This is a genomic window from Variovorax sp. Soil_C_33, from assembly GCF_057656935.1.
Map to the genome: position 1 here is coordinate 1 of NZ_JBDGJK010000023.1, position 23468 is coordinate 23468.

A 23468-nucleotide genomic window follows, 5' to 3' on the forward strand; every position below is an offset into this window, starting at 1 on the left:
ACCTGCAGCTGGCCGGGGCCGAGTTCGGGGGTCGCGACTTCTTCGACGCGCAGATCGCCGGGGGCGTGGATGACGAGTGCTTCCATACGGGCGCCCTACTTCTTGATCTCGACGGTCGCCAGCAGCGACTTGAAATAGGTCGATTGGCTGTTCATGAAGGCCTGGAACTGTTCGCCATCCATGTAGGCCGGCTGCAGGTTGGCCTTGGTCAAGGCTTCGCGAAACGCGGGGTCCTCGGAGGTCTTGCGCGCCGCCTCGCGCAGGTACCGCACCACCTCGGGCGGCGTGCCCGCGGGCACGCCCAGGCCGCGCCAGGTGCCCAGCACCAGGTCCACGCCCTTCTCCTTGAAGGTCGCGACCTTGTCGTAGGGGGCCGCGAGCCGGCCTTCGGCCATGGACACCAGGACCCGCACTTTGCCGGCTGCCATATGCGAACCGATCTCCGCCGGGCTCACGACGATCGCATCGACATGGCCGCCCGCCAGCGCGAGCACGCTCGGTGCGGCGCCCTGGTAGGGCACGTGGTTGAAGCGCACGCGTGTCTTCTGTTCGACGGCCGCGGCCGCGAGGTGCCAGATGGTGCCGGTGCCGGCGTTGCCCATCGACACGGCGCCATCCTGCCTTTTCGCGGCGGCCAACAGGTCGTCGATCGACTGCCATGGCGAGTCGGCGCGCACGGCGATCAGGCCCGGATCGCCATTGAGCCGCGCAACGGCGATGAAGTCGGCGGTCGTGACCTTGGTCATTCCGAGGTGGGGAATGATCGCCAGCTCGGAGATCAGCACGCCGATCTTGTAGCCGTCGGCTGGCGCGCGCTGCACCTCCGTCATGCCGATGCCACCGCCAGCGCCCGGCTTGTTGGTGACGATGAAGGGCTGCGGCACGTTCTTCTTGGCAGCCTCGGCGAAGAGCCGGGCCATTACGTCCGTGCCGCCGCCCGCCGACGAGGGTACTACCATCTCAATAGGCCGGCTCGGATAGTCCGCGGCCGGCGCGACAGGGGACCACAGCGCCGCCGCGATCGCGGCGATGGCGCCAAGGATGTTTCGGGCATTCACGGTCTTCACTTTCCGGAACGAATACGTTCGACCTCGGCCGTCATTTCCTTGCCCAGTTCGCCTGTTGTCTGGCGATGCTTATCGATCACCGGCTTGAGCTTGTCGCGCATCCGCGCACGTTCCTGCGCCGAGACTTCGGTGATCACCATGCCCCTGCTCTTGAGCGTGTCGAGCGCCTTGGCGTCCAGTTCGCGCGACACCTGGCGCTCGTAGCTCTTCACCTCGTTGGCTGCGTCCGTCAGAACCTTGCGCTCATCGGCCGACAGCTGGTCCCAGAACTTCTTGCTCATCAGCACGAGCAGCGGCGAGTACGCGTGGCGCGTGGTGGAGGCGTACTTCTGGACCTCGTAGAACTTGGTCACCTCGACCGAGATGAACGGGTTCTCCTGGCCGTCGACGGCTTTCTGCTCGAGGGCCGAATACAGCTCGGGGAAAGGCATCGGCACGGCATTGGCGCCCATCGCATTGAAGGACTCGATGAATACCGGGATCTGTTGCACCCGGATCTTCAGTCCCTGGATGTCCTCGAGCTTGGCGATCGGACGCTTGCTGTTGGTCAGGATTCGAAAACCATGGTCCCAGTAGGACAGGCCGACCAGCCCTTTGGCAGGCAGCTTGTCGAGCAGCTTCTTGCCGACCGGGCCGTCCAGTGCGGCATCGACCTCCTTGAAGGTGTCGAACAGGAAGGGCGTGTCGAAGACGCCGAACTCCTTGTCCATGCCGGTCAGGAGGCCCGGCCCCATCATCGACATCTCGATGGTGCCGCCCTGCATCGCCGAGGCGACCACGGCCTCACCGCCGAGCGTGCCGCTGCCGTAGAGCTTGACGTTCAGCTTGCCGCCGCTCTTGCTCGCGACCACCTCGGCAAAGCGCTTGGCGCCGATCCCGTGCGCCGAGTCCGCCGTATTGGCAAAGGCGAACTTGATGTTGCGCTCTTTGATGTCCTGGGCGAAGGCCGTGCCCGCCGCGCCAATACAGGCGCCGGCAACGGTCAACCCAGCAACGACCGCGCGAATGCTTCGTTTCATCGACTGTCTCCTGAATGGAATGTGTAGTTAGAGAACGGAAACCATGCCGCCATCGACGTAGATGATCTGGCCGCTGACGTAATCGGAAGCGCTGGATGCGAGGAAGACGGCCACGCCCACCAGTTCCTCCGGGCGGCCCCAGCGGCCAGCCGGCGTGCGGCCCTTGACCCAGGCATCGAAACTCGGGTTGTCGATCAGGGCCTGGTTCATGTCAGTCAGCATGTAGCCAGGCCCGATGGCGTTGGCTTGGATGTTGTGGCTGGCCCATTCGGCCGTCATGGCGCGCGTCAGCATCTTGATCCCGCCCTTGGCCACGGTGTAGGGCGCGACGGTCGCACGCGCGAGTTCGCTGGTGAGCGAACCGATGTTGATGACCTTGCCGCGGCCGCGCGGGATCATGCGGCGAGCCGCTTCGCGTCCAACCACGAAGGCACTGGTCAGATTGGTCTCGATCACGCGGCGCCAGTCTTCCGTGGCAAGCTCGACCATGGGCTTGCGGAACTGCACGCCGGCGTTGTTCACGAGGATGTCGACCTCGATGCGCGCCGCGTCCAACTGGTCGAACGCGCCGACCACTGCGCCCTCGTTGCAGACGTCGAAGGCGTACGCCTCGACCGCGTAGCCCTTGCTGCGCAGCGCGGCGGCCGAATCGGCCAGCCGTACCGCATCGATGCCATTGAGCACGATTCGTGCGCCAGCGGCGGCAAGGCCCTCGGCGATGGCAAAGCCCAGGCCGCGCGAGGAACCGGTGACGAGCGCGGTGCGGCCCGTCAGGTCGAAGAGTTGGATGGACATGGTCTCTGTTCCTAGGGCGTCTGAAGCGTTCCGTCGGCCAGGCGCGTTTGCGTCCATGTGGTCACGACGTTCTCGCATGGGTACTTCCTGGCCTGTGCTTCGTCGATGTCCACGCCGAGGCCCGGCTTGTCGTTGGCATAGACATAACCGTTCTCGAACGCCGGCAGTCCCGGAAAGACGTCGAGCAGGGCGTCACGCGGTCCCTTGAGTTCCTGGATGACGAAGTTGGGCGGCTCCGTGCCCGACCACTCCTGCACGCCGAAGTTGCGCGCAGCCAGGTCGATGTGGATGTTGGCCGCGTGGCCGAGCGGTGACATGTCGCCCGGCCCGTGCCATGCGGTCCGCACGCCAAACTGCTCGGCAAAGAGCTGCAGCTTCCTGCCGGGCGTTATGCCGCCGATCTGGCTCAGGTGCACGCGGATGTAGTCGATCAATTGCTCGGCGATCAGGGTCTTCCATTCAGACGGGTTGTTGAACAGCTCGCCCTGCGCCAGCGGGATGCGGGTCTTGTCGCGCAGCTGGCGCAACCACTTGCCCTCTTCGAGCGGGATCGCATCCTCGAGGAAGAACAGATCGAACCGCTCCATCTCGCAGGCGAACTGGATCGCCTCGATCGGCTTCAGCCGCTCGTGCACGTCGTGGCAGAGCGAAACATCGAAGCCCACCTTCGCCCGGATGCCTTCGAACAGCTTGATCGTGTCGCGCATGTACGTCCTGCTGTCCAGGTAGATGCCATCCGCCGCGCCCCTCGGCGCCGTCGCGGGGGCGGGCCCGAAGGCGCCGCCGCCGTAGCCGCCGCTCTGACAGCGGATGTGGGTGATGCCCTGCTCCCGATACTTCTGGATGTTGTCGCAGAGCTCAGCCAGGTCCCGGCCATCCGCATGCCGGTAGATGGGTACGCCCTCCCGACACTTGCCCCCGAACAGCTGGTAAAGGGGCATGCCAGCCATCTTCCCCTTGATGTCCCACAGCGCCATGTCGACGCCCGAGATCGCGTTGTTCTCGATCGGTCCGTTGCGCCAGTAGGCGTTCTGGTGCATCAGCTGCCACAACTCCTCGATCGCGCTCACGTCGCGCCCGATCAAGAGGGGGCGGAGGTATTCCTCGACCACGCATTGCACGGCCAGATGCCGGTAGGAGAAGGTGGCGCAGCCGAGCCCGTAAAGGCCGGGCTGGTTGGTCTCCACCTTGACGACGAGGAGGTTGATCCCCTCAGGGGCCGTGAGGATGACTTTGACGTCAGAGACCAGGGTTGCCATGACGCAAAGAATACTGTGATATTTCACAAAGGTTCTTCGTGTTTTCCCTATTGCTTGCCAGTGCCCGGCCTTCCGGCGTTCTCCTAAGGGAACCGCTAAGTCCGGGTTGAAGAATTGCTTGAATATCAGGCTATGCTTCGGCATGGAACGTGCAATGGGCACCGACCCCTCTGACTCACAAGCCGCATGCCTCCAACCACCCGTCCGCGACCGCGCCCGGTCGCAAAGAGCGCTTCGGCTCAGGACTCGTCTCGCCGGCGAAGTTCGGTGAGCCTCTCCGACCTGGCTTATGCGCGCATCGAAGAGCTGCTGGTCTGCTGCGAGCTCAGGCCGGGACTGTTCCTGGCGACGCACGATCTGCAAAGAATGGTCGGCTTCGGTCGTACGCCGGTTCTGCAGGCCGTCAATCGGCTGGCCGCCGATACGCTGGTGCATGTAACCCCACGGCATGGTTTGCAGATCGTGCCGGTCGATCTCACGCGCGATCGCGTTCTGCTGCGGCTTCGACGCGATATGGAGCGTTTCGTGATCCGGTTAGCCACCGAGCGATCCGGTTCTTCACAGCGCAACCAGATGCTGCATCTCAAGCGCCAGTTGGCTGAACACAGGGACGCGATCACTCTCGAGCAGTTCAACGTGGTGGACCGGCGCATCGACCAGCTCTTTCTCGCGGCCGCCGGCGAGCCTTTCGTCGAGAGCACGCTGCGGCCCTTGCACACCATCTTCCGCCGCATCGGCTGGATCTATCACACGCATGCGCAGCGTGGTGCCAACCTGCAGGACACGGTGGATGCGCACATTGCCGTCCTTGATGCAGTCGCCACCGGCAATGTGAATGATGCGATATCTGCATCCGATCGCCTGGTGGACTTTGTCGAAGGAATGTTCGACGTGCTTGAGCGCGAAGTCGAGCCGGCACTTCTGGACTGCCGGCTTGGCGAGCTGGATGAGACATTCTTGCGGTCTGACGCCCCGCTCGACGAAAGAGCAGATACGTAGGCTGCGGACGACTTTTTGCCTTTCAAGCGCGGCGCGAGCATGCTCATGAACGTGAGGGTATTGCCCCTCGTCTGAAACGCCGCATCAGATGGCCAGTTCGAGCAGTCGACCCGACAATGGCGCGCTCGCCAATGTGTCTAACGGCACACTATGACGCGCCGTGGTGATGACCCAATGTTCCCTTTCGCCCGAACGTGCAAAAGCCAGATCAGTCGCGCAGGGCGCGGGACCTTCCACCCAATCGCGCAGATCAACGAGCGCCAGCGACTCGCCGTCGCCCTGAGCTTGATGCAGCTCATGAAATGTCGGATCGACCGCGCCTAGACTGCGCTCAGACCCGCGCCGCGCGGCGCGCGATGGCCCAGGAGTCTTATTGCTGACCGCTTACATCACCCACCCCGACTGCGCACGCCATGAAATGGGCGCCGACCATCCGGAATGTCCGGAACGGCTTTCGGCTATCCACGACCGGCTTCTGATCAGCGGTCTGCTCGACTACATGGTCCCGTACGACGCTCCGCTCGCCACCGATGATCAACTGGGGCGGGCACACTCGCTCGCCCACGTGCGCGAACTCGCTGCGGCTTCGCCGGACGAAGGGCATCACCAGGTTGACCCCGACACCAGCATGAACCGATACACCATGCAGGCCGCACGGCGCGCGGCGGGCGCCTCGGTTCTGGCTTGCGAGCTGGTTCTTTCGGGCAAGGCGCCCGCGGCGTTCTGTTGCGTCCGGCCCCCCGGCCATCATGCCGAGCGCGCTGCCGCCATGGGCTTCTGCTTCTTCAACAACGTGGCCGTCGGCATCCGGCACGCGCTCGATGTGCACGGCCTGCAGCGCGTGGCGCTGATCGACTTCGACGTGCATCACGGCAATGGCAGCGCCGACATCTTCAAGGGCGACGACCGTGTGCTCATGTGTTCCATCTTCGAAAAAGGGATCTATCCTTTCTCGGGCGAGGAAGACGAGGGTCCGAACATGGTCAACGTCGGCCTGCGTTCGCGCTCGGGCAGCGACGCCTTCCGCGCAGCGGTCATCCACCAATGGCTGCCGGCGCTCGAGGCCCTCGCCCCCGAGCTCATCTACATCTCCGCCGGCTTCGATGGCCACCGGGAGGACGACATGGGAAATCTGGCGCTGGTGGAAGGCGACTACACATGGGTGACGCAGCAGATCATGGCCGTCGCGCAGCGCCACTGCCGGGGCCGGGTCATCTCCTGTCTCGAAGGCGGCTATGCGCTGAGCGCGCTGGCGCGCAGTGCCGCGGCGCATGTCAAGGTCCTGATGGGTGCAGACTAAGGTCATGGACAAGCACTACCTCACCCCGCTGCTCGCGCCGGGCTCAGTCGTTGTCTTCGCGGGCCAGGCCGATGACCCGGTCGGCCAGACTTCGCAGTCGCGGGCCGTACGCGAAGCGCTTCGCGCAGACCGGTTTGACGGAACGCTGCAGTTTCTGGACATCCGCACCAGCGGCACGCTGGGGGATCTGGCGCAGACGCGCTCCGATCTCGCGATCATCGCGCTGCCCCCTCAGGAGATCGCCTCTGCACTGGAGGTCGTCGGCCGCATCGGCTGCCGCGCCGCGCTCGTCATCTCCAACGGCATCGCTACCGAGCAGGCTGCGCAACTGCGAAAGATCGCGCGCCGCGACGGCGTTCACCTCCTCGGTCCGAACTCGCTCGGCTTTCAGCGCCCGCCGTTGACGCTCAATGCCAGCACGGCCGGCCCGCTGGCCAAGGCCGGCCCGCTCGCGCTGGTGTCGCAGTCCGGCGCGCTGACGGCGTCGATGCTCGATTGGGCGCGCAAGAACGCGGTCGGGTTCTCCAGCGTCGTGTCGCTCGGCCGCCATACAGCGGTGGACATTGCCCAGGTGCTGGACTTCCTCGCCAACGATGCCGCCACGCACAGCATCATCGTCTACCTCGAAGGGATCTCCAGCGCTCGCCGCTTCATGAGTGCACTGCGGTCGGCCTCGCATGCCAAGCCGGTGGTGGTGCTCAAGGCCGGTCGCAAACCCGCCGGCAACGAAGCTGCGCACACGCACAGTGGCTCGACCGTCGGCAGCGACGATGTCTTCGACGCTGCACTGCGACGCGCCGGTGCGGTGCGGGTGCGCTCGTTCGTCGAACTGTTCTCGGCCGCCAAATGCCTGGCCTCGCGCTATCGCCCGGTCGGCCGGCGCCTGGCCATCGTCACCAATGGCGGCGGCCCGGGTGTTCTGGCGGCGGACTGGGTCAATGAGATCGGCCTACAACTCGGGAAGCTGTCACCCGACTCGCTCAAGACGCTGCAGCCCCGGCTGCCCGCGTCGGCTTCGCTCACCGATCTGATCGACCTTTCGGAGGAAGCCGAGCCCGCTCACTTCCGGGCCGCGGTCGATGCGGCCGCCGCCGACCCGCAGATAGACGGCGTCCTGGCCATCTTCTCGCCTAAGACAGGCGCCGACGCGGTAGCGGCTGCGCGCGTGCTGGCCGATATCCCGCGGCCGATGAGCAAACCGCTGCTGTCATGCTGGATGGGCGACGCCTCGGTCGGCCCCGCACGTGCGGTGCTGGGGGAGGCCACCATCCCGAGCTTCCGCACGCCGGAAGCGGCGGTTGGCGCATTCGGCAACATCGCGGCCTTCTACCGCAACCAGGCGCTGCTCCAGCAGACCCCGCCGCCGCTGTCGGCTCTCGCCAAGCCGGATATCGAGGGTGCGCGGCTGCTGATCGAGAGCGTGCTGGCGGAACGGCGCAAGGTACTGACCGAGATGGAGTCGAAAACCCTGCTGTCATCGTTCCATATCCCGATCACCCGCACCTTGCTGGCGCGCAGCGCCAACGAAGCGATGATGATCGCCACCCAGCTGGGCTTCCCCGTCGCGCTCAAGATCGATTCGCCCGACATCAGCCACAAGTCGGATGTGGAGGGCGTGGCGCTGAACGTCATGAACGGCGCCGGTGCACGCGACACGTACAGCGACATGATGGAACGCGTGGTGCGGCTGGCACCGGATGCGCGCATCAACGGCGTGACCGTTCAGAAGATGGCCACGGCCCGGCGCGGGCGCGAAATCCATGTGGGCCTGGTGACCGACGACCCGTTCGGCCCCGTCATCGTGTTCGGCGCAGGCGGCACCATGATCGAGCTGCTGGACGACCGTGCCATGGAGCTGCCGCCGCTCAACCAGTTCCTGGCGCGCCGGCTGATCGAACGCTCGCGGGTCGCCGAAACCCTGCACGAATGGCGCGGGGCGGCAGCCGTGGACATGGAGGCGCTGGAGCAGGTGCTGCTGCGGGTTTCCGAGATGGTGTGCGAACTTCCCGAACTGCGGGAGATGGACATCAACCCGATCATCGTCGACGAAACGGGCGCAGTGGCGGTCGATGCTCGCATCGTCGTCGACAGCACGCCGCAGGGCGCAAGCGGCCTCATCAACAGCTACCAGCACCTGGCCATCCTGCCCTACCCTGCGCGCTACCAGCGCGAGTGGCCTTTGCCCGGTGGAGGCACCTACACCGTGCGAGCCGTTCATCCCGACGACGCGCAGATGCTTCAAGCCCTGGTGCAGCAGCTCTCGCCCGAAAGCCGCTGGTTCCGGTTTGTTTCGCGCTTCCACGAGTTGCCGCCGTCGATGCTTTCGCGCTTCACCTTGATCGACTACGACCGCGAAATGGCGCTCGTCGCAGTGGTGCGGGAGCGTGGCGTCGCAGACGATGGCGCCGTCCTCGAGACCGAACGTATCGTGGGCGTGTCGCGCTACATCACCAATCCGGATCAATCGAGTTGCGAGTTCTCATTGGTGATTGCAGACGACTACAGCGGCAAGGGACTGGGATCACGCTTGTTGGAGGCGATCATCGATGTGGCCCGCGACAAGGGCCTCTCGGAGATTGATGGGCTGGTGCTGAGCAACAACGCCGACATGTTGAAGCTCGTGAAGCGGTTGGGCTTTTCGATCAAGTCCTTTGCCGAAGATGCGGACTTCAAACTGGTGAGTCGCACCTTGTGACTCAAGTGCGCTGAGCATCAATGCGCCGAGGGCTGCTCCGGATCGGACCGCGCCGGAGTTTGCGCGGCGCTCGGCGATCGCGTCTGCGCGTTGCCGTTTGCGGGATCGAATCGCGAGTTCCGCAGATGCGACGCAGTTCGCGCGGACGCCTTCACCTGCCTTTCGTGCTGCGGTTGCGCGCCCGTGCGAAGTCCAGGCCGGAGCAGACTCGAAGGGGGCGGTCGCTTCTTTCCCCCTGCTTGCCGCACCATGCGCTCGCTGCATGCCTGGCAGTTCGCGGCATCGCGTCGCCATCCAACTTCGCCCTCCGTTCGAACGGCTGGCCCAAACTCTGTAAGCTCGGCCCTGTCCAGATGCACCCAGAGGCATCGATGCGTGCAACGGGATCAGGCCCCTTGGAGATTCGATGAACCCTCGAGAAGCCAAGGGGCGCAACCGGTCGACGCGGCTTGCGCTGCGTCGTAGGTGATGGACGCGGTGGGTACCGTCGAACTCGTCCTTCAAGCGGACTATCGATTTGCGGTCGACTTTGGGCAGCCTGAGGTGCGGTGCTTGTGACCGATGCAAGCCCGCCATTGGGAACCGGAGCTGGTCCTGATTCAGAGAAGCTACTGGTGGCCGCAGTCGCCAACTGCCTGTCTCCAGCCTCCGTTCTCGCTTCGGAAATTCAAGAACCATTCGATCCTCATGCGCACGACAGCCGATGCCAAGCAGTTGCGCAACGCGCAGGGTCGACTGCGCATGGACCGCATTGAGGTGGATATTCATCTTGGCGCTCCGGCTGCGACGATCCGGTTTCTGGACAGGGCGCTTGCGCAGTTCGAGGACTTTTGTGTCGTGACGCAGAGTGTGCGTACTGCAATCCCCGCCCGCGTTCGCGTTTTTGACAGCAGCGGCAGGTTGCTGACAGAGTGAATGAAGGTCGAGGGCTTGAGAAATTGACTGTGGCCACTGGGTGGCGCTTGACAGTCTGTACAAGCCGGGTTGTGAAGGAATGGCGGGCGGTCGCACCTCCACGGGAAACCGAAATTGACAAGCGCCGCCTCATGGACGCGCTCGCGATACGGACTTTCACCACCGTAGAGCACCACTTCGCCGATCTCGAGCCTGTAGACGCGTCCTGCGCGCACGCGGTTGCCAGACCACCGATGCTGCTGATGTCCGAGTGCGCGCGGGTTCTGAGCACTGCTCAGTGAAGGGCGGCGGCGCTCATCGGTGCGGCAAGGCTCTGCATGAAGCTCGTGAGCGCCTCCACCTGCGGAATGTGGATGTCGCGCCGACCCTTCTCGGTGAAGCGGATCACGTCGCCACGCGCCAGTCGGGAGAGCGCACGGTTCACGCTCTCCAGCGTCATGCCGAGGTAGTTGCCGATCTCGGCGCGCGTCATGCGCAGCGTGATCTGGTCGGTGCGCAGGCCGCGCTGTGCGAGCGCGTCGGCCCAGTAGCGCAGGAAACCGGCCACGCGGGCGTCGGCGGGCAAGGTGCACAAGAACAGCATCGAATCGAGATCGCGGGTGAGCTCGCGGCTCATGGCCTCATGCAGCGCGGTCAGCAGCGCGGGCGTGCGAAGGGCTGCCTGCAACAGCGCGTCATAGCGAATGGCCCAGGCGGTCGCCCCCGGTAACGGCGGGTGAATGCTTGGTATCCGGCCGGTATCGACGGCGGCAGGATGACGGATTGTTGACGGCGATCAAGGCCCCGATCGCAGCAGGCAATACCTTCGCTGATGTGAAATCCGTTCTCTCCATTCCATCTCACCGCGGGTCCGCCGGCGAGCCGCTGGCCGCGGAAGAGATCCTGGCGATCTTTGCGGCCGCCCGGCGCCTGCGTGAGGACGCCCGCGCTGGCACGATCGGCAAGCCGCTGCACGGCAAGAACCTGGCGCTGCTCCTCGACACCCCGCCCGGCGAGGAGACGTCGGCACTCCATCGCGCCGCGCAGGAACTGGGCGCCCGGGTTTCCGAGGTCCGATTCGACGATCCGGCTGGCTCGGCGTCGGCAAAGGACAAGCTTCGCGCCCTGGCCCGGATGCTCGGGCGCATGTACGACGCCATCGACTGCGGAACGCTGGCGCCGGCCTCCGTACGTCAGATCGAGCAGGAGGCGGGCGTCCCGGTCTACGAGGGACTGGGCCTAAACCACCACCCGGCAAGGGCGCTGGCGGATCTCATGACGCTCGTCGAGCATCGGCCGGCCCCAGGCGCATCGATCCGGTTCCTCGGCGACCCGACGACGGCGCGGGCACGCGCCTTCCTGCCGGCTGCGCGGGCGATGGGCTTCGAGATGGGTACCGAAGAACGCCCGCAGGCGGGATCGGAGGACGCGACCTTCGTGGTCGATGCGACCAAGGGCCCCCACTGGTCGCTATGCGGGCCAGCCGGCCCGCTGGACGCGCTTCGGTGTTCCGAAAACCATCGCTGCATGATGCAAGCCGAACTGCTCGAGACGATTGTCAAAGTCAATTCGGGCGCGCTCGCGGCGGCACGGACTCTGGGGTCCTCCCGCGCCGGTTCTTGCGCCATATCAGGGCACGAATCCTCGCTCCTTCGATACTGATAGCTCCTTCACCTCGCTCAAGAGCAACGCGCCATGCACAAACGGATTCTGGTTCTCCTCGACGGGAGTCCGGCTTCCAGCAGAAGCTTGGACGAGGCCATCGATATCGCAAGGACCACGAGGGGCCTGCTGCGGCTGCTTCACGTGGTGGATGATCTCTCGCTCGGGCGCAGATCCACCAATAAGGACACCTGGCTGGGTACGCTGCGCAATTGGGGGCGGGAGATCCTTGAAGCAGCCAGAAAAGCTGCCGAGGCTCGCGGCGTGCTTGCGGATGTGATGCTGTACAGCGACTTTGCCACTCCCCTCGCCGACGCTGTTGCATACGAAGCAAGAATGTGGCCGGCAGACCTCATTGTTCTGAGCACGCCTGGGCGTCGCGGGCGCTGGGCGATGGGAAGCGATGCAGAGCGCTTCCTGCGAACGTCAATAATTCCCGTGATGCTGGTTCCCGAGCCGGACGAAGAAGCTGCCGACAAGCGCTCCTCGACAAGGCAACAGGCCGCGCTCGCACCAGCGCTTGCATTCGAGTGACGAGACCGACGGCTGGCTCGACTGTCTCAGCCCCCGGCGTACCGCTTCACCTTCGCTGCCGTCAAGTTGCAGTTCCCGACGGGGCGACACTGCGCGTTGCAACCGCTCGCAGCGTCTGACCTTCGACTGCAAGGCCAAGGCCGAACTTCATCCCCTTCCGGAGCGAACGCCAGGCCATGAGCAGCGCGGCCTTACAACCTTCGATCCTTCTGATGTAGTCCATGATGTCAATCGCCGGCATCTGCAGCGCCTTCTGTCGATCGCGCTCGGGCAATGTGTCGCCCACAAAGTCGATCTGCTTCCATTTGGGAAATCTGCTTCGATTTGGAAAACGGCGTCTCTCGCCCCGGCACGGGCACGAACGGCGAACCTGAGACAGACCGCGCCACCGCTGCGGCCAATGAGTTCACGGCTCGGGTCGTTTCCACAGCCAGATCGCAATCACCGCCATGAGGAGCGGCGCCGCAACCTTCACGACGATCGGCGCGTTGGTGACGAGCAGCAAGGCCGCGCTGAAGATCATCATCCAACTCGCGGCCCACTTCGCGCGGCGCGACACCGCACCCCCCTGTCGCCAGCGCCGGATGGACTCGCCGTAGCGCGGGTGTTCGAGGAGCCAATGCTCCAGCGCAGGCCAGCCGCGTCCGCCCGCCCAGGCGGCCGCCAGCAGAAATGGCACCGTCGGCAGAACGGGTAGAAAGACGCCGAGCAGGCCCAGCGCGACAAGTACCAAGGCCAACACCCGCCAGAACAGCCTTGCGATGGGACCCTCGAGCCGCTTCAACAAGCGAGCCCTCTGAAGCGATCTGCCGGGAACTGCGAAGGAGGCATCTGCGAATGGTAGGTCAATCGCCCCTCGACATTGGCTGCTTGCCCGCCTCGGCGTGCAGCTAAGCGTGACCTGCCGCAGCGCTCACCGATCTGAGATGGCGCGATCCACCCATGGCCGATTCGATCCGCACAGTGGACGCCCGGCAGAAAGCTTGCTTCAGATCAAAGAGGCGGCGGCTTGGCTGCGCTAGGCTGGAGTGCCGGTGCTGAACAGCCCGCAAGGATTCAAGGAGGTGTGGAATGTGCATGGAAATGTTGCCGAAGCTTGCGAACGCGCAGCTTCCATTCACGACCTCCAGCCCGTCCAAGATCGGCAAGGTCCGACTGCTGGACGCGGCGGGCGACGTCAAGGCTTTCATTGCGCCAGTGCACATCGGCCCTGACGACTGCACAAGGCAGGACCAGGCCAAGATCTTTGAGGTCACGGCCCGCGGCTGCCAAGCGCTGAAACCGGGTTCCATCGCGCACGATCTCCCCTTCGAACGCGGCGAGTTCCATCATGCCGAATTCTGACCTCTGTACCGAAGAGGAGGTCGCCCGGCTCGTCCATACCTTCTATGCGAAGCTGCGCAACGACGCGTTGCTCGCTCCGATCTTCGAATCGCGTGTCGCCGACTGGGACCGGCACTTGGCGAAGATGGTGGACTTCTGGTCGTCTGCCTTGAGAGGCACGGCTCGCTACAGGGGCACGCCAATGCCCAAGCATGTTGCATTGCCGGGGCTCACGGCGCAGCTGTTCCACCGCTGGCTCGCACTGTTCCGCGATACCACGCAGGCATTGGGCAACGCAGATCTCCAGGAACGGGCCGACGACCTCGCACACCGCATTGCCGGGAGCCTCTGGTATGGATACCAGGCGCGGCATGGCGCCGATCACCCGGGCATAGGTTGCGAGCTCGCGGCAGAAACGCCACAGTGGAAACACCAGGGAGACCGCACCATGACGCACCCCAGCCTGACCATCATCCGCCACGAACACCGGGCGCTGTCCGCGATGCTGCGCTCGATCACCCTGCTCCTCGGTGAACATCGCCGACGCGGCACGCTGCCCGACTTCGATGCACTGCAGGCCATGCTGTTCTACGTCGACGAGTTCCCGGAAAAGCTGCACCATCCCAAGGAGAGCCGCCTGCTCTTTCCCAAGCTGCGCGGGCGCAACGCGCAGACCGACGCCGTGCTCGATCGCCTTGACCGGGACCATGCGTGGGGCGAGCAGGCGATTCGCGAGCTCGAACACGCGCTGCTCGGATTCCGGATGATGAGCGGGACCGATCAGGGTGAAGCCCGCCGGGACAACTTCGAGACCTTGATGAAGCAGTACGCCGACTTCTATCTCGATCACATGCACGTCGAGGAAGCCGAGATCTTGCCGCTGGCCGAAACCGTGCTCAGCGCCGACGAATGGGCCGAACTCGACGCGGCGTTCCTGATGAACCGCGATCCGCTCGCAGGCTACGAGGCCGATGAGGCCTACCGCCCGCTTTTCAAGAAGATCATCGGCGCGCTGCAGAACTCGGGCGGTGTCGGCTCGGTGCTCGAAGCCTTCGCAGGCGCCGCGCTGCCGACGTTCTCGTCGCGCCATTGACAACACACCATGCGCCCGTGAGGAGATCCCATGGCCCTTCCCCATGCCCAAGCCCTCGACGTGATCGACATCAGACCGCTGGGCGACGAATTGCCCAGGGCCGTCACGACCAGCCTGATCAAGACACCCGCCTTGCAGCTCATGCGCATGGTCTTGCGCGCTGGCGCGGACGTACCGCAGCACAGTGTGTCCGGCGCGATCACCGTGCAGTGCCTGGAAGGCGAAGCGACAGTCAGGACGCACTCGCGCACTTGCCATCTCGCCGCCGGCCGCCTGGTGGTGCTCGAGGGAGGCGAACCGCACGCGGTGCACGCGTTGACAGACGTTTCGCTGCTAGTCACGATCCTCCTGCACGCGGGGCAACCGGCCGTCCCGGGCCAGCGCCTCACCCATTTCCCCGACACCCAAAGCCCACCATGATTTCAAGCTTCGACGACCTGCTGCGTTTTGCGCGCGCACAGGCACAGCCGCAGCGCCTGCTGTTCGTCTTCGCAGCCGCAGGCCTGCCGGACGACGCGACGCCCGAGCAGCGCGAGCGCTTCCAGTCCGGTCAGGGCGGCACGCTCACGCCGCTGATGTGCGTGGACAAGACGCCCGACGAGCTGGGCTCTTTCGAGGCGCTGCGCGAAGAGTCGCAACAGTTCGGCCAGGCCTGGGACCTCGTATTCGCCGCCGCGATGTCGGGCAGCGCGGGCCGCGGGCCGACCCAGCGCCCAGGCCGAAGCGCCGTTGCAGCGCATCGTCGAGTCGATCAAGTCCGGCGGTATCGACGGCTTCATCGCCTTTGACGGCGCAGGCCAGCCCGTGCAGCTCGAATGAGAGCGCGCTGTCGCGCTCCGTCGACTCGGGACGCGTTGACGCCGAGCGAGGGCGCGGCCTCGTGCGGCGTCAACAGCCGAGCCAGCAGCTCGCGCACGCTGCGGATCTGGTCGCCGAACGGCAGCGCGCCCACGCCGCGGAAGAACAAGCCCTTCTTCACGTCGCCGCGCAGGGCGGCAGCCAACTGGGTGTCGATGCAGAACTGGCCCCAGCCGGCCAGCCCGTCGCGCAACCCGCATTGCGCCAGGCAGTCGAAGGCGAGCGTGCAGCGCGGCTTGACGTGCGCCACGCTCTGCAGCTTCACCTCGGCCTTCAGGTAGCCTTTCAGCCACCGGGTTGCCACGGCACGCGCGGGCAGGCCGGCCACGCTGGTGAACTCGACCATGTCCTCCTCGCGCGCCTGCGCCAGCACGCGCTTGAATTCGGGGTGCGCGTCGCACTCTTGCGTGACGGCAAAGGGCGTGCCGAGCTGCACGGCGGCGGCGCCCAGCGCCTGCACGCGCGCGATATCTTCGAAGCGGCGAATGCCTCCGGCCGCGATCAACGGGATCTCCTTCTCGATTCCCGCCGCGCGCAGGAATGCGAGCGATTGCGGGATGACGTTCTCGAAGTCGAAGCGCGGGTCGGCCAGGTCGGCGATCTTCGCGGCGCCGAGGTGGCCGCCAGCGAGCCGCGGGTGTTCGATCACGATCGCGTCGGGCAGGCGCTTCCTGCGCTCCCACTTGCGAACCAGCAGCTGCACGCCGCGCGCATCCGACAGGATAGGCACGAGCAACGCGCGGGGGTGGTCCTGCGCGAGCTCGGGCAGGTCGAGCGGCAAGCCGGCGCCGACCACCACCGCATCGATCCCGCATTCGAGCGCGCGCGTTACCGAGGGAGCGTACTCGCCCACCGCGCGCATCACGTTGATGGCGAGCAGACCGCGCCCGCCCGAGCGCTCGCGCGCGGCACGGATCTCGCGCGCCAGCGCTTCCAGATTGGCTGCGTTGATATCTTCCTTGGCACGGCGCGTGGCGGCCTCTCCCGGCTGCAGGTCGCGCGTGCGCTCCATCAGGTCCGGATGATGGCGGCGCAGGTCGACGGACGAGATCGTGCCCATCGCGCCGAGCGCAGCGACGCTGCCGGCGAGGCGATGCGCCGAGATGCCGACGCCCATGCCGCCCTGGACGATTGGCAGCAGGGTTTGCTCGCCCAGGCGCAGCGGTCTCAGGCCGCATTCGCGCAGCAACGAGATCAGTTGAGCGGCGGCGTCGCCGGTATCAGGGATGGGGTCGAAGTTGGTGGCAGTAGTCATTGCGGCCGCGGCAAAGCGCGTGCGCGCCGCGTGTGTGTTGAACCCCTGCACGGTAGTGCTTCGCTGCGAACGTTGTGTTGACGAAGGTCAACCTTGCACCGCGCCGGCCCCAGTGCTTCGTCAATCTCGTTGAAGATGCTGGTGGCGCTGCCATCGTCGACCGGTGCATGGTCGAACGGCCCGGTTCCGCTGTGGTCGGCGTCGGACGCCGGCACGAAGCTTCCGCTGCGCAGGTCGAAGACATGGACTTCGCCCTCCTCGATCACATAGTGCCAACCGTGCAGCGTTCGATGCAGATCCAGCCAGCCGACGAGTCGACGCGCGTAGGCCTTCGAGACAGCAAGGCCCAAGTGGGAAATGCTGCGTATCGCGTCGCTCAACGGGTGACGAACCGATCTCGGCCTTGTGCCTGGGATCCATAGGGGCAGGCGGGCTCACGAAATCGGTCAGTCATCGGGATCGGCTCCTCGTTCGGATGCAGCTGAATCTTTACGTTGCGCTCGGCTGCCGCATTCTCCGTCTGAAACCGGGTGCATGGTTGATCTGGATCAACTACCAAAGACCCCACAGAACTACGCTGCAGAAACTCAACCTCCGAGGAGACGATTCATGTTCAAGCGCATTCTTGTTGCCACTGATGGTTCCGCGCTGGCGGAAAAGGCCGTCTCGAAAGCCATCGACCTGGCTACGGAACACAAGGCCGAGCTCAGGGCCTTTACCGTGGTGCGACGGCAAGCCAAGAGCTACATGGACGGCAGCATCGCGTTCGAAGCCGAGGAGAGCAACCGCATCGGGTGCCGGCGCGCTGAGCAGGCCAAGACAATGCTCGAGGCGGTCGAGAAGCGCGCCGAAGCATGCGGCGTAAGGGTCAGTACGGCTTCTGTCAAATCGAATCGAGTGGCCGATTCAATCATTGGTGCCGCCAAAAAGCACGGCAGCGATCTCATCGTGATGGCCTCGCACGGACGGAAAGGGCTGACTCGCGCTTTCCTGGGCAGCGAAACCGCGCACGTGCTTGCGAACTCCGACGTGCCCGTGCTCGTGCTGCGCTGACCCTGGTCCGCGCTCTTTCGTGTTAAGCGCCAAAGGCGCGCCGCGCGCTGATCCATTTGCTGCCGACCCGGCCCGAACCCCCTGTGGATGCCCTTGCGAACGAGCGCTCAAGCTGAGGTCTCCGGGACCGTATTGATCCGGACCACCTGCTGCTAGTACGCAGCACGCAGCGTGAGCGCTTCAGATTGCAAGCTCCGCGCACAACTCAACGCCGCCTCCTGACCGTCGCAGCATTCATTGCCTCTACGCCGCATCCGACCCCTCCTGCCAGCGTCTCGCCGGGAGCCGAGTCGCTCGGCGTCATCGTCGTCGTGGGCGCTAGTCCAGATCGTTGTTCAGATGTCTCCTGCCGAGCGGTCCGGCTGCTTATGTTGACAAGCATCAACCAACGACCGGCGCGACGAAGGCACAGTGAAGATCTGCTTTTCCTTGGTTGAACGCAATGATGTCCACTGTCCTGGCTCCGCCCCACGAAACCTCACCGTCTTCGGTCTCGGCCGACGTGCTGGCCCGCTTCGATGTGGCCGGGCCTCGCTACACGTCCTACCCGACGGCAGATCGCTTTGTCGAGGCCTTCGGCCCTGACGACTACGGTGCCGCGGCGCGGCAGCGAAGGCTGGGCATCAGCGCAGTCATGACCCCCGCTTCCCTCTACGTCCACATTCCGTTCTGTGCATCGCTGTGCTACTACTGCGCGTGCAACAAGATCATCACGCGGCATGCCTCCCGTGCGCGTGAGTACCTGCGATACCTAGAGAAGGAGATCGCCCTGCACGCGGCGCAATTGAGCGCACGGACGGCGGTGAGCCAGCTTCACCTTGGCGGCGGGACGCCGACCTTCCTGAGCGATGACGGCCTGACCGACCTGATCCGGATGCTGCGCGAAGCTTTTTCATTCGCGCCGGGCGCCGAATGTTCCATCGAGATCGATCCACGCACGGTCGACGCCGACCGCCTTGCCCACCTGGCCCGCCTGGGCTTCAATCGTTTGAGCTTCGGCGTCCAGGACTTCGACCCCGACGTCCAGCAAGCGGTACATCGCATCCAGCCCGCACAACAAGTATTCGATCTCGTCGCGTCGGCGCGCGAGTTGCAGTTCCAGTCCATCAACGTCGACCTGATCTATGGGCTGCCGCGCCAAAGCGCCGCCTCGTTCGACCGCACATTGGCGCAGATCTGCCAACTGCGTCCGGACCGCATCGCCCTCTATGCCTACGCGCACCTGCCCGAGAGGTTCAAACCGCAGCGCAGGATCGCCGCCGACGAGTTGCCCTACGCGGCCACGAAGATCGAGATGCTGTCGCGCTCCATCGCCGCCCTCACCTCCGCTGGCTATGTCTACATCGGCATGGACCACTTCGCGTTGCCGGACGACAGCCTGGCTGTCGCGAAACGCCAAGGTCGGCTGCACCGCAATTTCCAGGGCTACAGCACGCAGCCGGACTGCGACCTTGTCGCCCTTGGCGTATCGGCAATCGGAAGGGTTGGCGGCACCTACAGCCAGAACGCAAAGACCCTGGAGGAGTACTACGACCACCTCAACCAGGGACGGCTGCCGGTGGTGCGCGGGCTCGCGCTGTCGCGCGACGACGTGCTGCGCCGCGCGGTGATCATGGCCATCATGTGCCAGGGCCACGTCGACTTCGAGTCGATCGACATCGCCCACCTGATCACCTTCCGTGACTACTTCGCGTCCGAACTGACCGCCCTCGGCCAGCTGGAGGCGGACGGCCTGATTTGCCTCACGGACCGCGATCTGACGGTCACCGACAAAGGCTGGTTCTTCGTACGTGCCGTGGCGATGGTCTTTGACCGCTATCTGCAAACGGATCGCAAGCGCGCTCGCTTCTCCCGAATCATCTAGCCACTTCGCCGCATCTCCCCGTGGCCTCAACTGCAACTCGCAATCGTCGACGCCCAGCTTTCTCTCACTGGACATGGTTCACGGGCAGCTCGAGGCGTCTGATCCCCAAGCTCAAGCACCCTTCAGGAGAGACCATCGTGCACAGCACACAAGCATAGCCAGCCCAACCCTTTCGCAGCAGCCCGCCGCGCGCGGCGATGCCCGCTCAAGCGCTCACGACGCGCACCGCTTGTTCGACCAGGGCGCCGGCTCGTGCCGTTCGAGCGCCAAATCCAAGAAGTTCGTCGTATGAAGCGTGATGACGTTGGTTTGAGTTCGTTGCTGCCGGTGCAGCCCATCAGCCGCGACGTGCTGATGGAAAATTACCTCAAGCCCGGAGAGCAGGAGGCCGAGGACCTGTTTGCGCGCGTCGCGCACGGCTGGTGTCGGTCGAGGCCGAAGGGGAACGCGCCCAGTGGCAGGCGCGCTTCCTCGCCAACCTGCGCGCAGGGGCCATCGGGGCCGGGCGCATCATGAGTGACTGCATTCAAGGCCAGGATGAAGCCGGCTACGCCGGCATCTACGAGGCATTGCGCGAGGCCGCTGAGACCATGCGCCGTGGCGGCGGCGTCGGCTATGACTTTTCCCGTATCCGACCACGCGGCGCGGAGGTGCGTGCCACCGCTTCGCTGGCCTCAGGCCCGTGCAGCTACATCGACGTGTTCGACCGGTCCTCCCGCGGCCGGCCATCTGGCCATGATGGAAGCGGTGCAGCCCTTCGTCGACACCGCCATCTCAAAGACGGTCAACGTGCCGGTCGATTGCCCCTATGAGGACTTCTAGAGACTCTACCAGCACGCCTGGACAGCCAACCTGAATGGACTGGCCACCTACCGACCCAACAGCATCCTGGGGTCGGTGCTGGATGTCGCGCCGACAGCGCGCGAGGGCGCGCCCTCGCGCGGACAACGCCGCGGCCGACTCGATTCGCGCGATGATCGAGAGCCGTCCGACGGGTGCCTTGAATGCCAGCGCGGAGAAGATCGAGTACTGGACACAGCAGGGCCGGCAGACGCTCTATTTGGTGGTGTCCTTCCTGCCCCTGGCCGACGGGCGGGAACGGGCCATCGAATTCTTCATGCCCGTCGGCCAGAGCGGCGAATCGCAGCAGTGGATCACCGCGAGCATGCGGCTGCTGTCGCTGGCCGCGCGCGGGGCTTTCTCGAACGCGCGCTCGCCGACATGCGCAAGGTGGCATGGGACCGTGGTCCCGTGCATCTGGGCCATCACGTGAAGGCCGACGGTAGCCAGGTGCCCATGTGGCACGACTCCGAAGTCGGTGCCATCGCGTACGCGATTCAGAAGTTGATCGCCAAGCGAAGCGGCTCCGCGCCGACGGCACCGGACGTTTCGACCCCGACGGGTGCTGCCTCCCCAGCCTTGATGGGCGCCAAGTGCCCGGAATGCGGCGCCCACGCCATGATCCGAAAGGACGGTTGCGACTACTGCACCCAGTGCGGGCACCTCGGGAGTTGCGGATGAATCCGGCCCGGCGGCCGCGACGCTGCTGCGTGTTTCCGCCATCTTGACCTTCCGGCTCGGGCGGACCATGCTGACCCCGCCCTCTTGCGGACCGCTCTCATGCTCATTTGGGGAATTCGACATGCCTCCTGATACGGACGCCTGCGCTACGACGGCCGTCCTGGCCGATCCGCCTGTCACTGAACGGCAGTTGGCAGCACTCCTGCACACGCGCCGCACAGTGCTGCCCAAGCGGCTTGGCACGCCGGGACCTGAGCGGTCCGAACTCGAGCAGATCCTCGGCGCCGCGGCCGCGGCCCCGGATCACGGCGGCCTGGTTCCGTGGCGCTTTGTCGTCGTGCCGCCGCCGCAACGCGGGCGCCTCGCTGATGTATTCGCGCAGTCCCTGCAGCAAGCCACGCCTGACGAGCGGGGCATGGCGCGCGAGAAGGCCTTTCGCGCTCCGGTCCTGATGCTGGCGATCGTGCGGCTGGGCCCCGACAACGAGGAGATTCCGGCCGCCGAGAGGATCGTGTCGGCCGGATGCGCCATCCAGAACATGCTTCTGACCGCGACGGTCCTCGGCTACGGCTCGGCACTGACCTCCGGCAAGGCGCTGCAATCCGCCGGACTGCGCGCGCTGTTCGCTCTGGACCCCCAAGAGGAACCGCTGTGCTTCATCAGCGTGGGTACCGTCCTGGCCCACGTTGCCGGTGCGGCGCGGCCGGACCTTGAGCGCTATGTTTCCGAACTGGTCCCCGCGCCATGACCCGCTCTTCGCGCCTGGCCTCTCTCATCGCATCGCCAGCGGCCGGATTCGAGCAACCCTTCGAGATGATGGAAGCCTGCCACGAGCGCATGCAGCGCACGCTCGGGCTCCTCGCTCGGCTGCGCGCCCATGTCGCGCGTCACGGTGCAGATGCACAGGCACGGCAGGCCGCCCGCGACGTCATGCGCTACTTCGATATGGCCGCGCCGCAGCACCATCTCGACGAGGAGAATCACGTGTTCCCGACCCTGGCCGGGCGCGGCGATCCTTCCATGCTCGCGCTGGTCGCGCGCCTGCAGCAGGACCATCTTCAGATGGAGGCGCGCTGGCGCACGGTGCGCGCGATCCTCGAACAGCTCCAGCGTGCAGAGATCCAGGCGATCCCGGCGGACAGCGCAGCGCAGATCGATGCATTCACGCGCCTTTATGGAGCTCACATCGAAGCCGAAGAGCAGCTCGCCTATCCGGCTGCGGCCGCGCTGCTCGACGATTGCGCGCGCGACGCGATGGGCGCGGAGATGCGGCGTCGCCGCGGTGCGGCCTCCTGACGGCAGCGACAGTGGGCTCGATCGCCCTGCCGCGCGAGGCGCCCCCCTCGATGCCCGTCAAGCCATGGAAGGTTGTTCGGGATCAACAAGTCAACGGTGAAGCCCACGCAGAATGACTCAAAGTCTGCGCAAGCGTGCCCTGGTTGCGGTGCTGCAAGAGCAGCAAAAGCATGGAACGCAGCATGGCCGCCAGGGCCGAGTGTTCCTCGCGAATGATCCTTGACGTGATGTGGGTCATGGCAGTCTCTCCGGTATCGAGTTGCGCGTGACACACGGCCGATCGGATGGACTTGACCTGCCGCAAGTGCGCGCGCTGTAGGCGCAACGATCACTTCCATTAACGCCGCCTTGCTGCCGACAGGCGGTTGGGGGACTCAAAGCTGGCAGCTGCGCGCAGTTTCGGGGGGCGACGCGGAAGTTGACGCGGATCAAATCCCGTGCGGATGGACCTCCGGATACTGGCGGCCCGTCAACCTCATCCCGGACCACCACCATGAACCACATAAAGCCGGAAGATCTGCAGTCCTTCATCGAGCGTCTGGACATCATGAAGCGGTGGGCGCTCAGCGAGCGCGCCCAGCTGAACGGCGAGCGTCCTGCGCACGGGCCAGCCGCGCAGGGCTCCGGGCCCTGCCCTTCGTCGGCTGGGGAAGTCCACGATGTCACGCCCTTCGCTGCCGTCAAAGTTCGTCGGCCATCGCTGCAGGATATCGAACAGGCGCTCCAACGCATCTCGCTGGGGCGCTACGCGCTCTGCCTCGATTGCGAGCGCGTCATCGCGCGCGAACGCATGCTGATCGAACCGGCGGCCATCCGGTGCCACGCCTGTCAGTTCACGCTGCCCCGCTGAACGCTGGAGCATTGCCGCCGCCCCATCGCCCACGGCGCTCGATCTGACGCGCCACATGTTGACCTTCGGGCGCCAAGGCCCGTCTCGCCAACCCTTGACCTCCGTCAAGGCGAGCGCTGTTGCTCCGTCCA

24 protein-coding genes and 5 pseudogenes are annotated in these 23468 nt (G+C 65.3%); 18 read left to right on the forward strand and 11 right to left on the reverse strand.

Features of this window, described 5'->3' with window-relative positions; all coding sequences use genetic code 11:
* Window positions 1-95: 95 nt before the first annotated feature.
* The 4 genes from AC3A6B_RS26730 to AC3A6B_RS26745 are packed head-to-tail and all read right to left on the reverse strand — an operon-like array spanning window position 96 to window position 4140.
* Window positions 96-1058 (reverse strand): tripartite tricarboxylate transporter substrate binding protein, encoded by a 963-nt coding sequence (locus AC3A6B_RS26730; protein ID WP_487839671.1) that lies wholly within the window; start codon window positions 1056-1058, stop codon window positions 96-98.
* A 5-nt stretch (window positions 1059-1063) separates the two neighbouring features.
* Window positions 1064-2086: a TRAP transporter substrate-binding protein gene (locus tag AC3A6B_RS26735; RefSeq protein ID WP_487839672.1), complete on the reverse strand. Its 1023-nt coding sequence runs from the start codon at window positions 2084-2086 to the stop codon at window positions 1064-1066.
* A gap of 27 nt (window positions 2087-2113) precedes the next feature.
* On the reverse strand, window positions 2114-2881 hold the full coding sequence (locus tag AC3A6B_RS26740) for an SDR family oxidoreductase (RefSeq protein ID WP_487839673.1): 768 nt from the start codon (window positions 2879-2881) through the stop codon (window positions 2114-2116).
* Between the two features lie 11 nt (window positions 2882-2892).
* Complete coding sequence (locus AC3A6B_RS26745; protein ID WP_487839751.1) at window positions 2893-4140, reverse strand: enolase C-terminal domain-like protein; 1248 nt, start codon at window positions 4138-4140, stop codon at window positions 2893-2895.
* Window positions 4141-4407: 267 nt separating this feature from the next.
* On the opposite strand from AC3A6B_RS26745, the gene AC3A6B_RS26750 reads away from it, so the two are divergent.
* The 4 genes from AC3A6B_RS26750 (at window position 4408) to AC3A6B_RS26765 (ending at window position 10049) form a co-directional block, all read left to right on the forward strand.
* Complete coding sequence (locus AC3A6B_RS26750) at window positions 4408-5139, forward strand: GntR family transcriptional regulator (RefSeq protein ID WP_487839674.1); 732 nt, start codon at window positions 4408-4410, stop codon at window positions 5137-5139.
* Between the two features lie 373 nt (window positions 5140-5512).
* Window positions 5513-6439, forward strand: coding sequence for a histone deacetylase family protein (locus AC3A6B_RS26755; protein WP_487839675.1), 927 nt, complete (start codon window positions 5513-5515; stop codon window positions 6437-6439).
* 4 nt (window positions 6440-6443) lie between these two features.
* Complete coding sequence (locus tag AC3A6B_RS26760) at window positions 6444-9134, forward strand: bifunctional acetate--CoA ligase family protein/GNAT family N-acetyltransferase (protein ID WP_487839676.1); 2691 nt, start codon at window positions 6444-6446, stop codon at window positions 9132-9134.
* A gap of 687 nt (window positions 9135-9821) precedes the next feature.
* On the forward strand, window positions 9822-10049 hold the full coding sequence (locus AC3A6B_RS26765; RefSeq protein WP_487839677.1) for a hypothetical protein: 228 nt from the start codon (window positions 9822-9824) through the stop codon (window positions 10047-10049).
* 274 nt (window positions 10050-10323) lie between these two features.
* Here the strand turns inward: AC3A6B_RS26765 and AC3A6B_RS26770 are convergent, their stop codons facing one another.
* Complete coding sequence (locus tag AC3A6B_RS26770) at window positions 10324-10716, reverse strand: Crp/Fnr family transcriptional regulator (protein ID WP_487839678.1); 393 nt, start codon at window positions 10714-10716, stop codon at window positions 10324-10326.
* Window positions 10717-10814: 98 nt separating this feature from the next.
* Between AC3A6B_RS26770 and AC3A6B_RS26775 the strand changes: the two genes are divergently transcribed.
* Both AC3A6B_RS26775 and AC3A6B_RS26780 read left to right on the forward strand, forming a co-directional pair.
* Complete coding sequence (locus AC3A6B_RS26775) at window positions 10815-11690, forward strand: Rossmann-fold NAD(P)-binding domain-containing protein (protein WP_487839679.1); 876 nt, start codon at window positions 10815-10817, stop codon at window positions 11688-11690.
* 33 nt (window positions 11691-11723) lie between these two features.
* A complete protein-coding gene (locus AC3A6B_RS26780; protein WP_487839680.1) occupies window positions 11724-12224 on the forward strand; it encodes a universal stress protein in 501 nt (166 codons plus the stop codon).
* Between the two features lie 61 nt (window positions 12225-12285).
* On the opposite strand, the gene AC3A6B_RS26785 is transcribed toward AC3A6B_RS26780, so the two are convergent.
* A complete protein-coding gene (locus tag AC3A6B_RS26785; protein WP_487839681.1) occupies window positions 12286-12510 on the reverse strand; it encodes a hypothetical protein in 225 nt (74 codons plus the stop codon).
* 120 nt (window positions 12511-12630) lie between these two features.
* On the reverse strand, window positions 12631-13011 hold the full coding sequence (locus tag AC3A6B_RS26790) for a YbaN family protein (RefSeq protein WP_487839682.1): 381 nt from the start codon (window positions 13009-13011) through the stop codon (window positions 12631-12633).
* 290 nt (window positions 13012-13301) lie between these two features.
* On the opposite strand from AC3A6B_RS26790, the gene AC3A6B_RS26795 reads away from it, so the two are divergent.
* The 5 genes and pseudogenes from AC3A6B_RS26795 (at window position 13302) to AC3A6B_RS26815 (ending at window position 15459) form a co-directional block, all read left to right on the forward strand.
* Window positions 13302-13568, forward strand: a complete 267-nt coding sequence (locus AC3A6B_RS26795; RefSeq protein WP_487839683.1) for a hypothetical protein — start codon at window positions 13302-13304, stop codon at window positions 13566-13568.
* Window positions 13555-13929, forward strand: a pseudogene (locus tag AC3A6B_RS26800) (group III truncated hemoglobin); the annotation flags it as partial. The gene AC3A6B_RS26795 and the pseudogene AC3A6B_RS26800, both read left to right, overlap by 14 nt.
* A 96-nt stretch (window positions 13930-14025) precedes the next feature.
* Window positions 14026-14640 (forward strand): annotated as a pseudogene (locus tag AC3A6B_RS26805) (hemerythrin domain-containing protein); the annotation flags it as partial.
* A gap of 30 nt (window positions 14641-14670) precedes the next feature.
* The gene (locus AC3A6B_RS26810) at window positions 14671-15060 is read left to right on the forward strand and encodes a cupin domain-containing protein (RefSeq protein WP_487839684.1); all 390 of its coding nucleotides are present in this window, start codon (window positions 14671-14673) and stop codon (window positions 15058-15060) included.
* Window positions 15057-15459: pseudogene (locus tag AC3A6B_RS26815) on the forward strand (ribonucleotide reductase subunit alpha). Before AC3A6B_RS26810 ends, AC3A6B_RS26815 begins: the two are co-directional and overlap by 4 nt.
* Here AC3A6B_RS26815 and AC3A6B_RS26820 read toward each other — a convergent pair.
* Both AC3A6B_RS26820 and AC3A6B_RS26825 read right to left on the reverse strand, forming a co-directional pair.
* Window positions 15416-16753, reverse strand: coding sequence for an NAD(P)H-dependent flavin oxidoreductase (locus AC3A6B_RS26820; RefSeq protein ID WP_487839685.1), 1338 nt, complete (start codon window positions 16751-16753; stop codon window positions 15416-15418). The pseudogene AC3A6B_RS26815 and the gene AC3A6B_RS26820 overlap by 44 nt on opposite strands.
* A gap of 149 nt (window positions 16754-16902) precedes the next feature.
* A pseudogene (locus AC3A6B_RS26825) lies at window positions 16903-17040 on the reverse strand (carbonic anhydrase); the annotation flags it as partial.
* 322 nt (window positions 17041-17362) lie between these two features.
* Here AC3A6B_RS26825 and AC3A6B_RS26830 point away from each other — a divergent pair.
* On the forward strand, window positions 17363-17806 hold the full coding sequence (locus tag AC3A6B_RS26830) for a universal stress protein (protein ID WP_487839686.1): 444 nt from the start codon (window positions 17363-17365) through the stop codon (window positions 17804-17806).
* A 445-nt stretch (window positions 17807-18251) separates the two neighbouring features.
* Complete coding sequence (hemN, locus tag AC3A6B_RS26835; RefSeq protein ID WP_487839752.1) at window positions 18252-19670, forward strand: oxygen-independent coproporphyrinogen III oxidase; 1419 nt, start codon at window positions 18252-18254, stop codon at window positions 19668-19670.
* 213 nt (window positions 19671-19883) lie between these two features.
* Here the strand turns inward: hemN and AC3A6B_RS26840 are convergent, their stop codons facing one another.
* A complete protein-coding gene (locus AC3A6B_RS26840) occupies window positions 19884-20087 on the reverse strand; it encodes a hypothetical protein (RefSeq protein WP_487839687.1) in 204 nt (67 codons plus the stop codon).
* A 173-nt stretch (window positions 20088-20260) separates the two neighbouring features.
* Between AC3A6B_RS26840 and AC3A6B_RS26845 the strand changes: the two genes are divergently transcribed.
* The 4 genes and pseudogenes from AC3A6B_RS26845 (at window position 20261) to AC3A6B_RS26860 (ending at window position 22487) form a co-directional block, all read left to right on the forward strand.
* Window positions 20261-20482: a hypothetical protein gene (locus tag AC3A6B_RS26845; RefSeq protein WP_487839753.1), complete on the forward strand. Its 222-nt coding sequence runs from the start codon at window positions 20261-20263 to the stop codon at window positions 20480-20482.
* Window positions 20385-21191, forward strand: a pseudogene (locus AC3A6B_RS26850) (adenosylcobalamin-dependent ribonucleoside-diphosphate reductase); the annotation flags it as partial. The gene AC3A6B_RS26845 and the pseudogene AC3A6B_RS26850, both read left to right, overlap by 98 nt.
* 190 nt (window positions 21192-21381) lie before the next feature.
* Window positions 21382-21939 carry a nitroreductase family protein gene (locus AC3A6B_RS26855; RefSeq protein ID WP_487839688.1) on the forward strand — a complete coding sequence of 186 codons (558 nt, stop codon included), beginning with the start codon at window positions 21382-21384 and terminating at the stop codon, window positions 21937-21939.
* A complete protein-coding gene (locus AC3A6B_RS26860; protein ID WP_487839689.1) occupies window positions 21936-22487 on the forward strand; it encodes a hemerythrin domain-containing protein in 552 nt (183 codons plus the stop codon). Before AC3A6B_RS26855 ends, AC3A6B_RS26860 begins: the two co-directional genes overlap by 4 nt.
* An 82-nt stretch (window positions 22488-22569) precedes the next feature.
* Here the strand turns inward: AC3A6B_RS26860 and AC3A6B_RS26865 are convergent, their stop codons facing one another.
* Window positions 22570-22725, reverse strand: a complete 156-nt coding sequence (locus AC3A6B_RS26865) for a hypothetical protein (protein ID WP_487839690.1) — start codon at window positions 22723-22725, stop codon at window positions 22570-22572.
* Window positions 22726-22980: 255 nt separating this feature from the next.
* Between AC3A6B_RS26865 and AC3A6B_RS26870 the strand changes: the two genes are divergently transcribed.
* Window positions 22981-23337, forward strand: a complete 357-nt coding sequence (locus tag AC3A6B_RS26870; RefSeq protein ID WP_487839691.1) for a TraR/DksA family transcriptional regulator — start codon at window positions 22981-22983, stop codon at window positions 23335-23337.
* Window positions 23338-23468 lie beyond the last annotated feature (131 nt).

Coding starts and splice junctions, on each gene's coding strand:
- AC3A6B_RS26870 (WP_487839691.1), top strand. CDS start 22,981: ATGAACCACATAAAGCCGGAAGATCTGCAGTCCTTCATCGAGCGTCTG.
- AC3A6B_RS26780 (WP_487839680.1), top strand. CDS start 11,724: ATGCACAAACGGATTCTGGTTCTCCTCGACGGGAGTCCGGCTTCCAGC.
- AC3A6B_RS26795 (WP_487839683.1), top strand. CDS start 13,302: ATGGAAATGTTGCCGAAGCTTGCGAACGCGCAGCTTCCATTCACGACC.
- AC3A6B_RS26830 (WP_487839686.1), top strand. CDS start 17,363: ATGTTCAAGCGCATTCTTGTTGCCACTGATGGTTCCGCGCTGGCGGAA.
- AC3A6B_RS26810 (WP_487839684.1), top strand. CDS start 14,671: ATGGCCCTTCCCCATGCCCAAGCCCTCGACGTGATCGACATCAGACCG.
- AC3A6B_RS26765 (WP_487839677.1), top strand. CDS start 9,822: ATGCGCACGACAGCCGATGCCAAGCAGTTGCGCAACGCGCAGGGTCGA.
- AC3A6B_RS26745 (WP_487839751.1), bottom strand. CDS start 4,140: ATGGCAACCCTGGTCTCTGACGTCAAAGTCATCCTCACGGCCCCTGAG.
- AC3A6B_RS26760 (WP_487839676.1), top strand. CDS start 6,444: ATGGACAAGCACTACCTCACCCCGCTGCTCGCGCCGGGCTCAGTCGTT.
- AC3A6B_RS26820 (WP_487839685.1), bottom strand. CDS start 16,753: ATGACTACTGCCACCAACTTCGACCCCATCCCTGATACCGGCGACGCC.
- AC3A6B_RS26860 (WP_487839689.1), top strand. CDS start 21,936: ATGACCCGCTCTTCGCGCCTGGCCTCTCTCATCGCATCGCCAGCGGCC.
- hemN (WP_487839752.1), top strand. CDS start 18,252: ATGTCCACTGTCCTGGCTCCGCCCCACGAAACCTCACCGTCTTCGGTC.
- AC3A6B_RS26845 (WP_487839753.1), top strand. CDS start 20,261: ATGCGCCGTGGCGGCGGCGTCGGCTATGACTTTTCCCGTATCCGACCA.
- AC3A6B_RS26740 (WP_487839673.1), bottom strand. CDS start 2,881: ATGTCCATCCAACTCTTCGACCTGACGGGCCGCACCGCGCTCGTCACC.
- AC3A6B_RS26735 (WP_487839672.1), bottom strand. CDS start 2,086: ATGAAACGAAGCATTCGCGCGGTCGTTGCTGGGTTGACCGTTGCCGGC.
- AC3A6B_RS26865 (WP_487839690.1), bottom strand. CDS start 22,725: ATGACCCACATCACGTCAAGGATCATTCGCGAGGAACACTCGGCCCTG.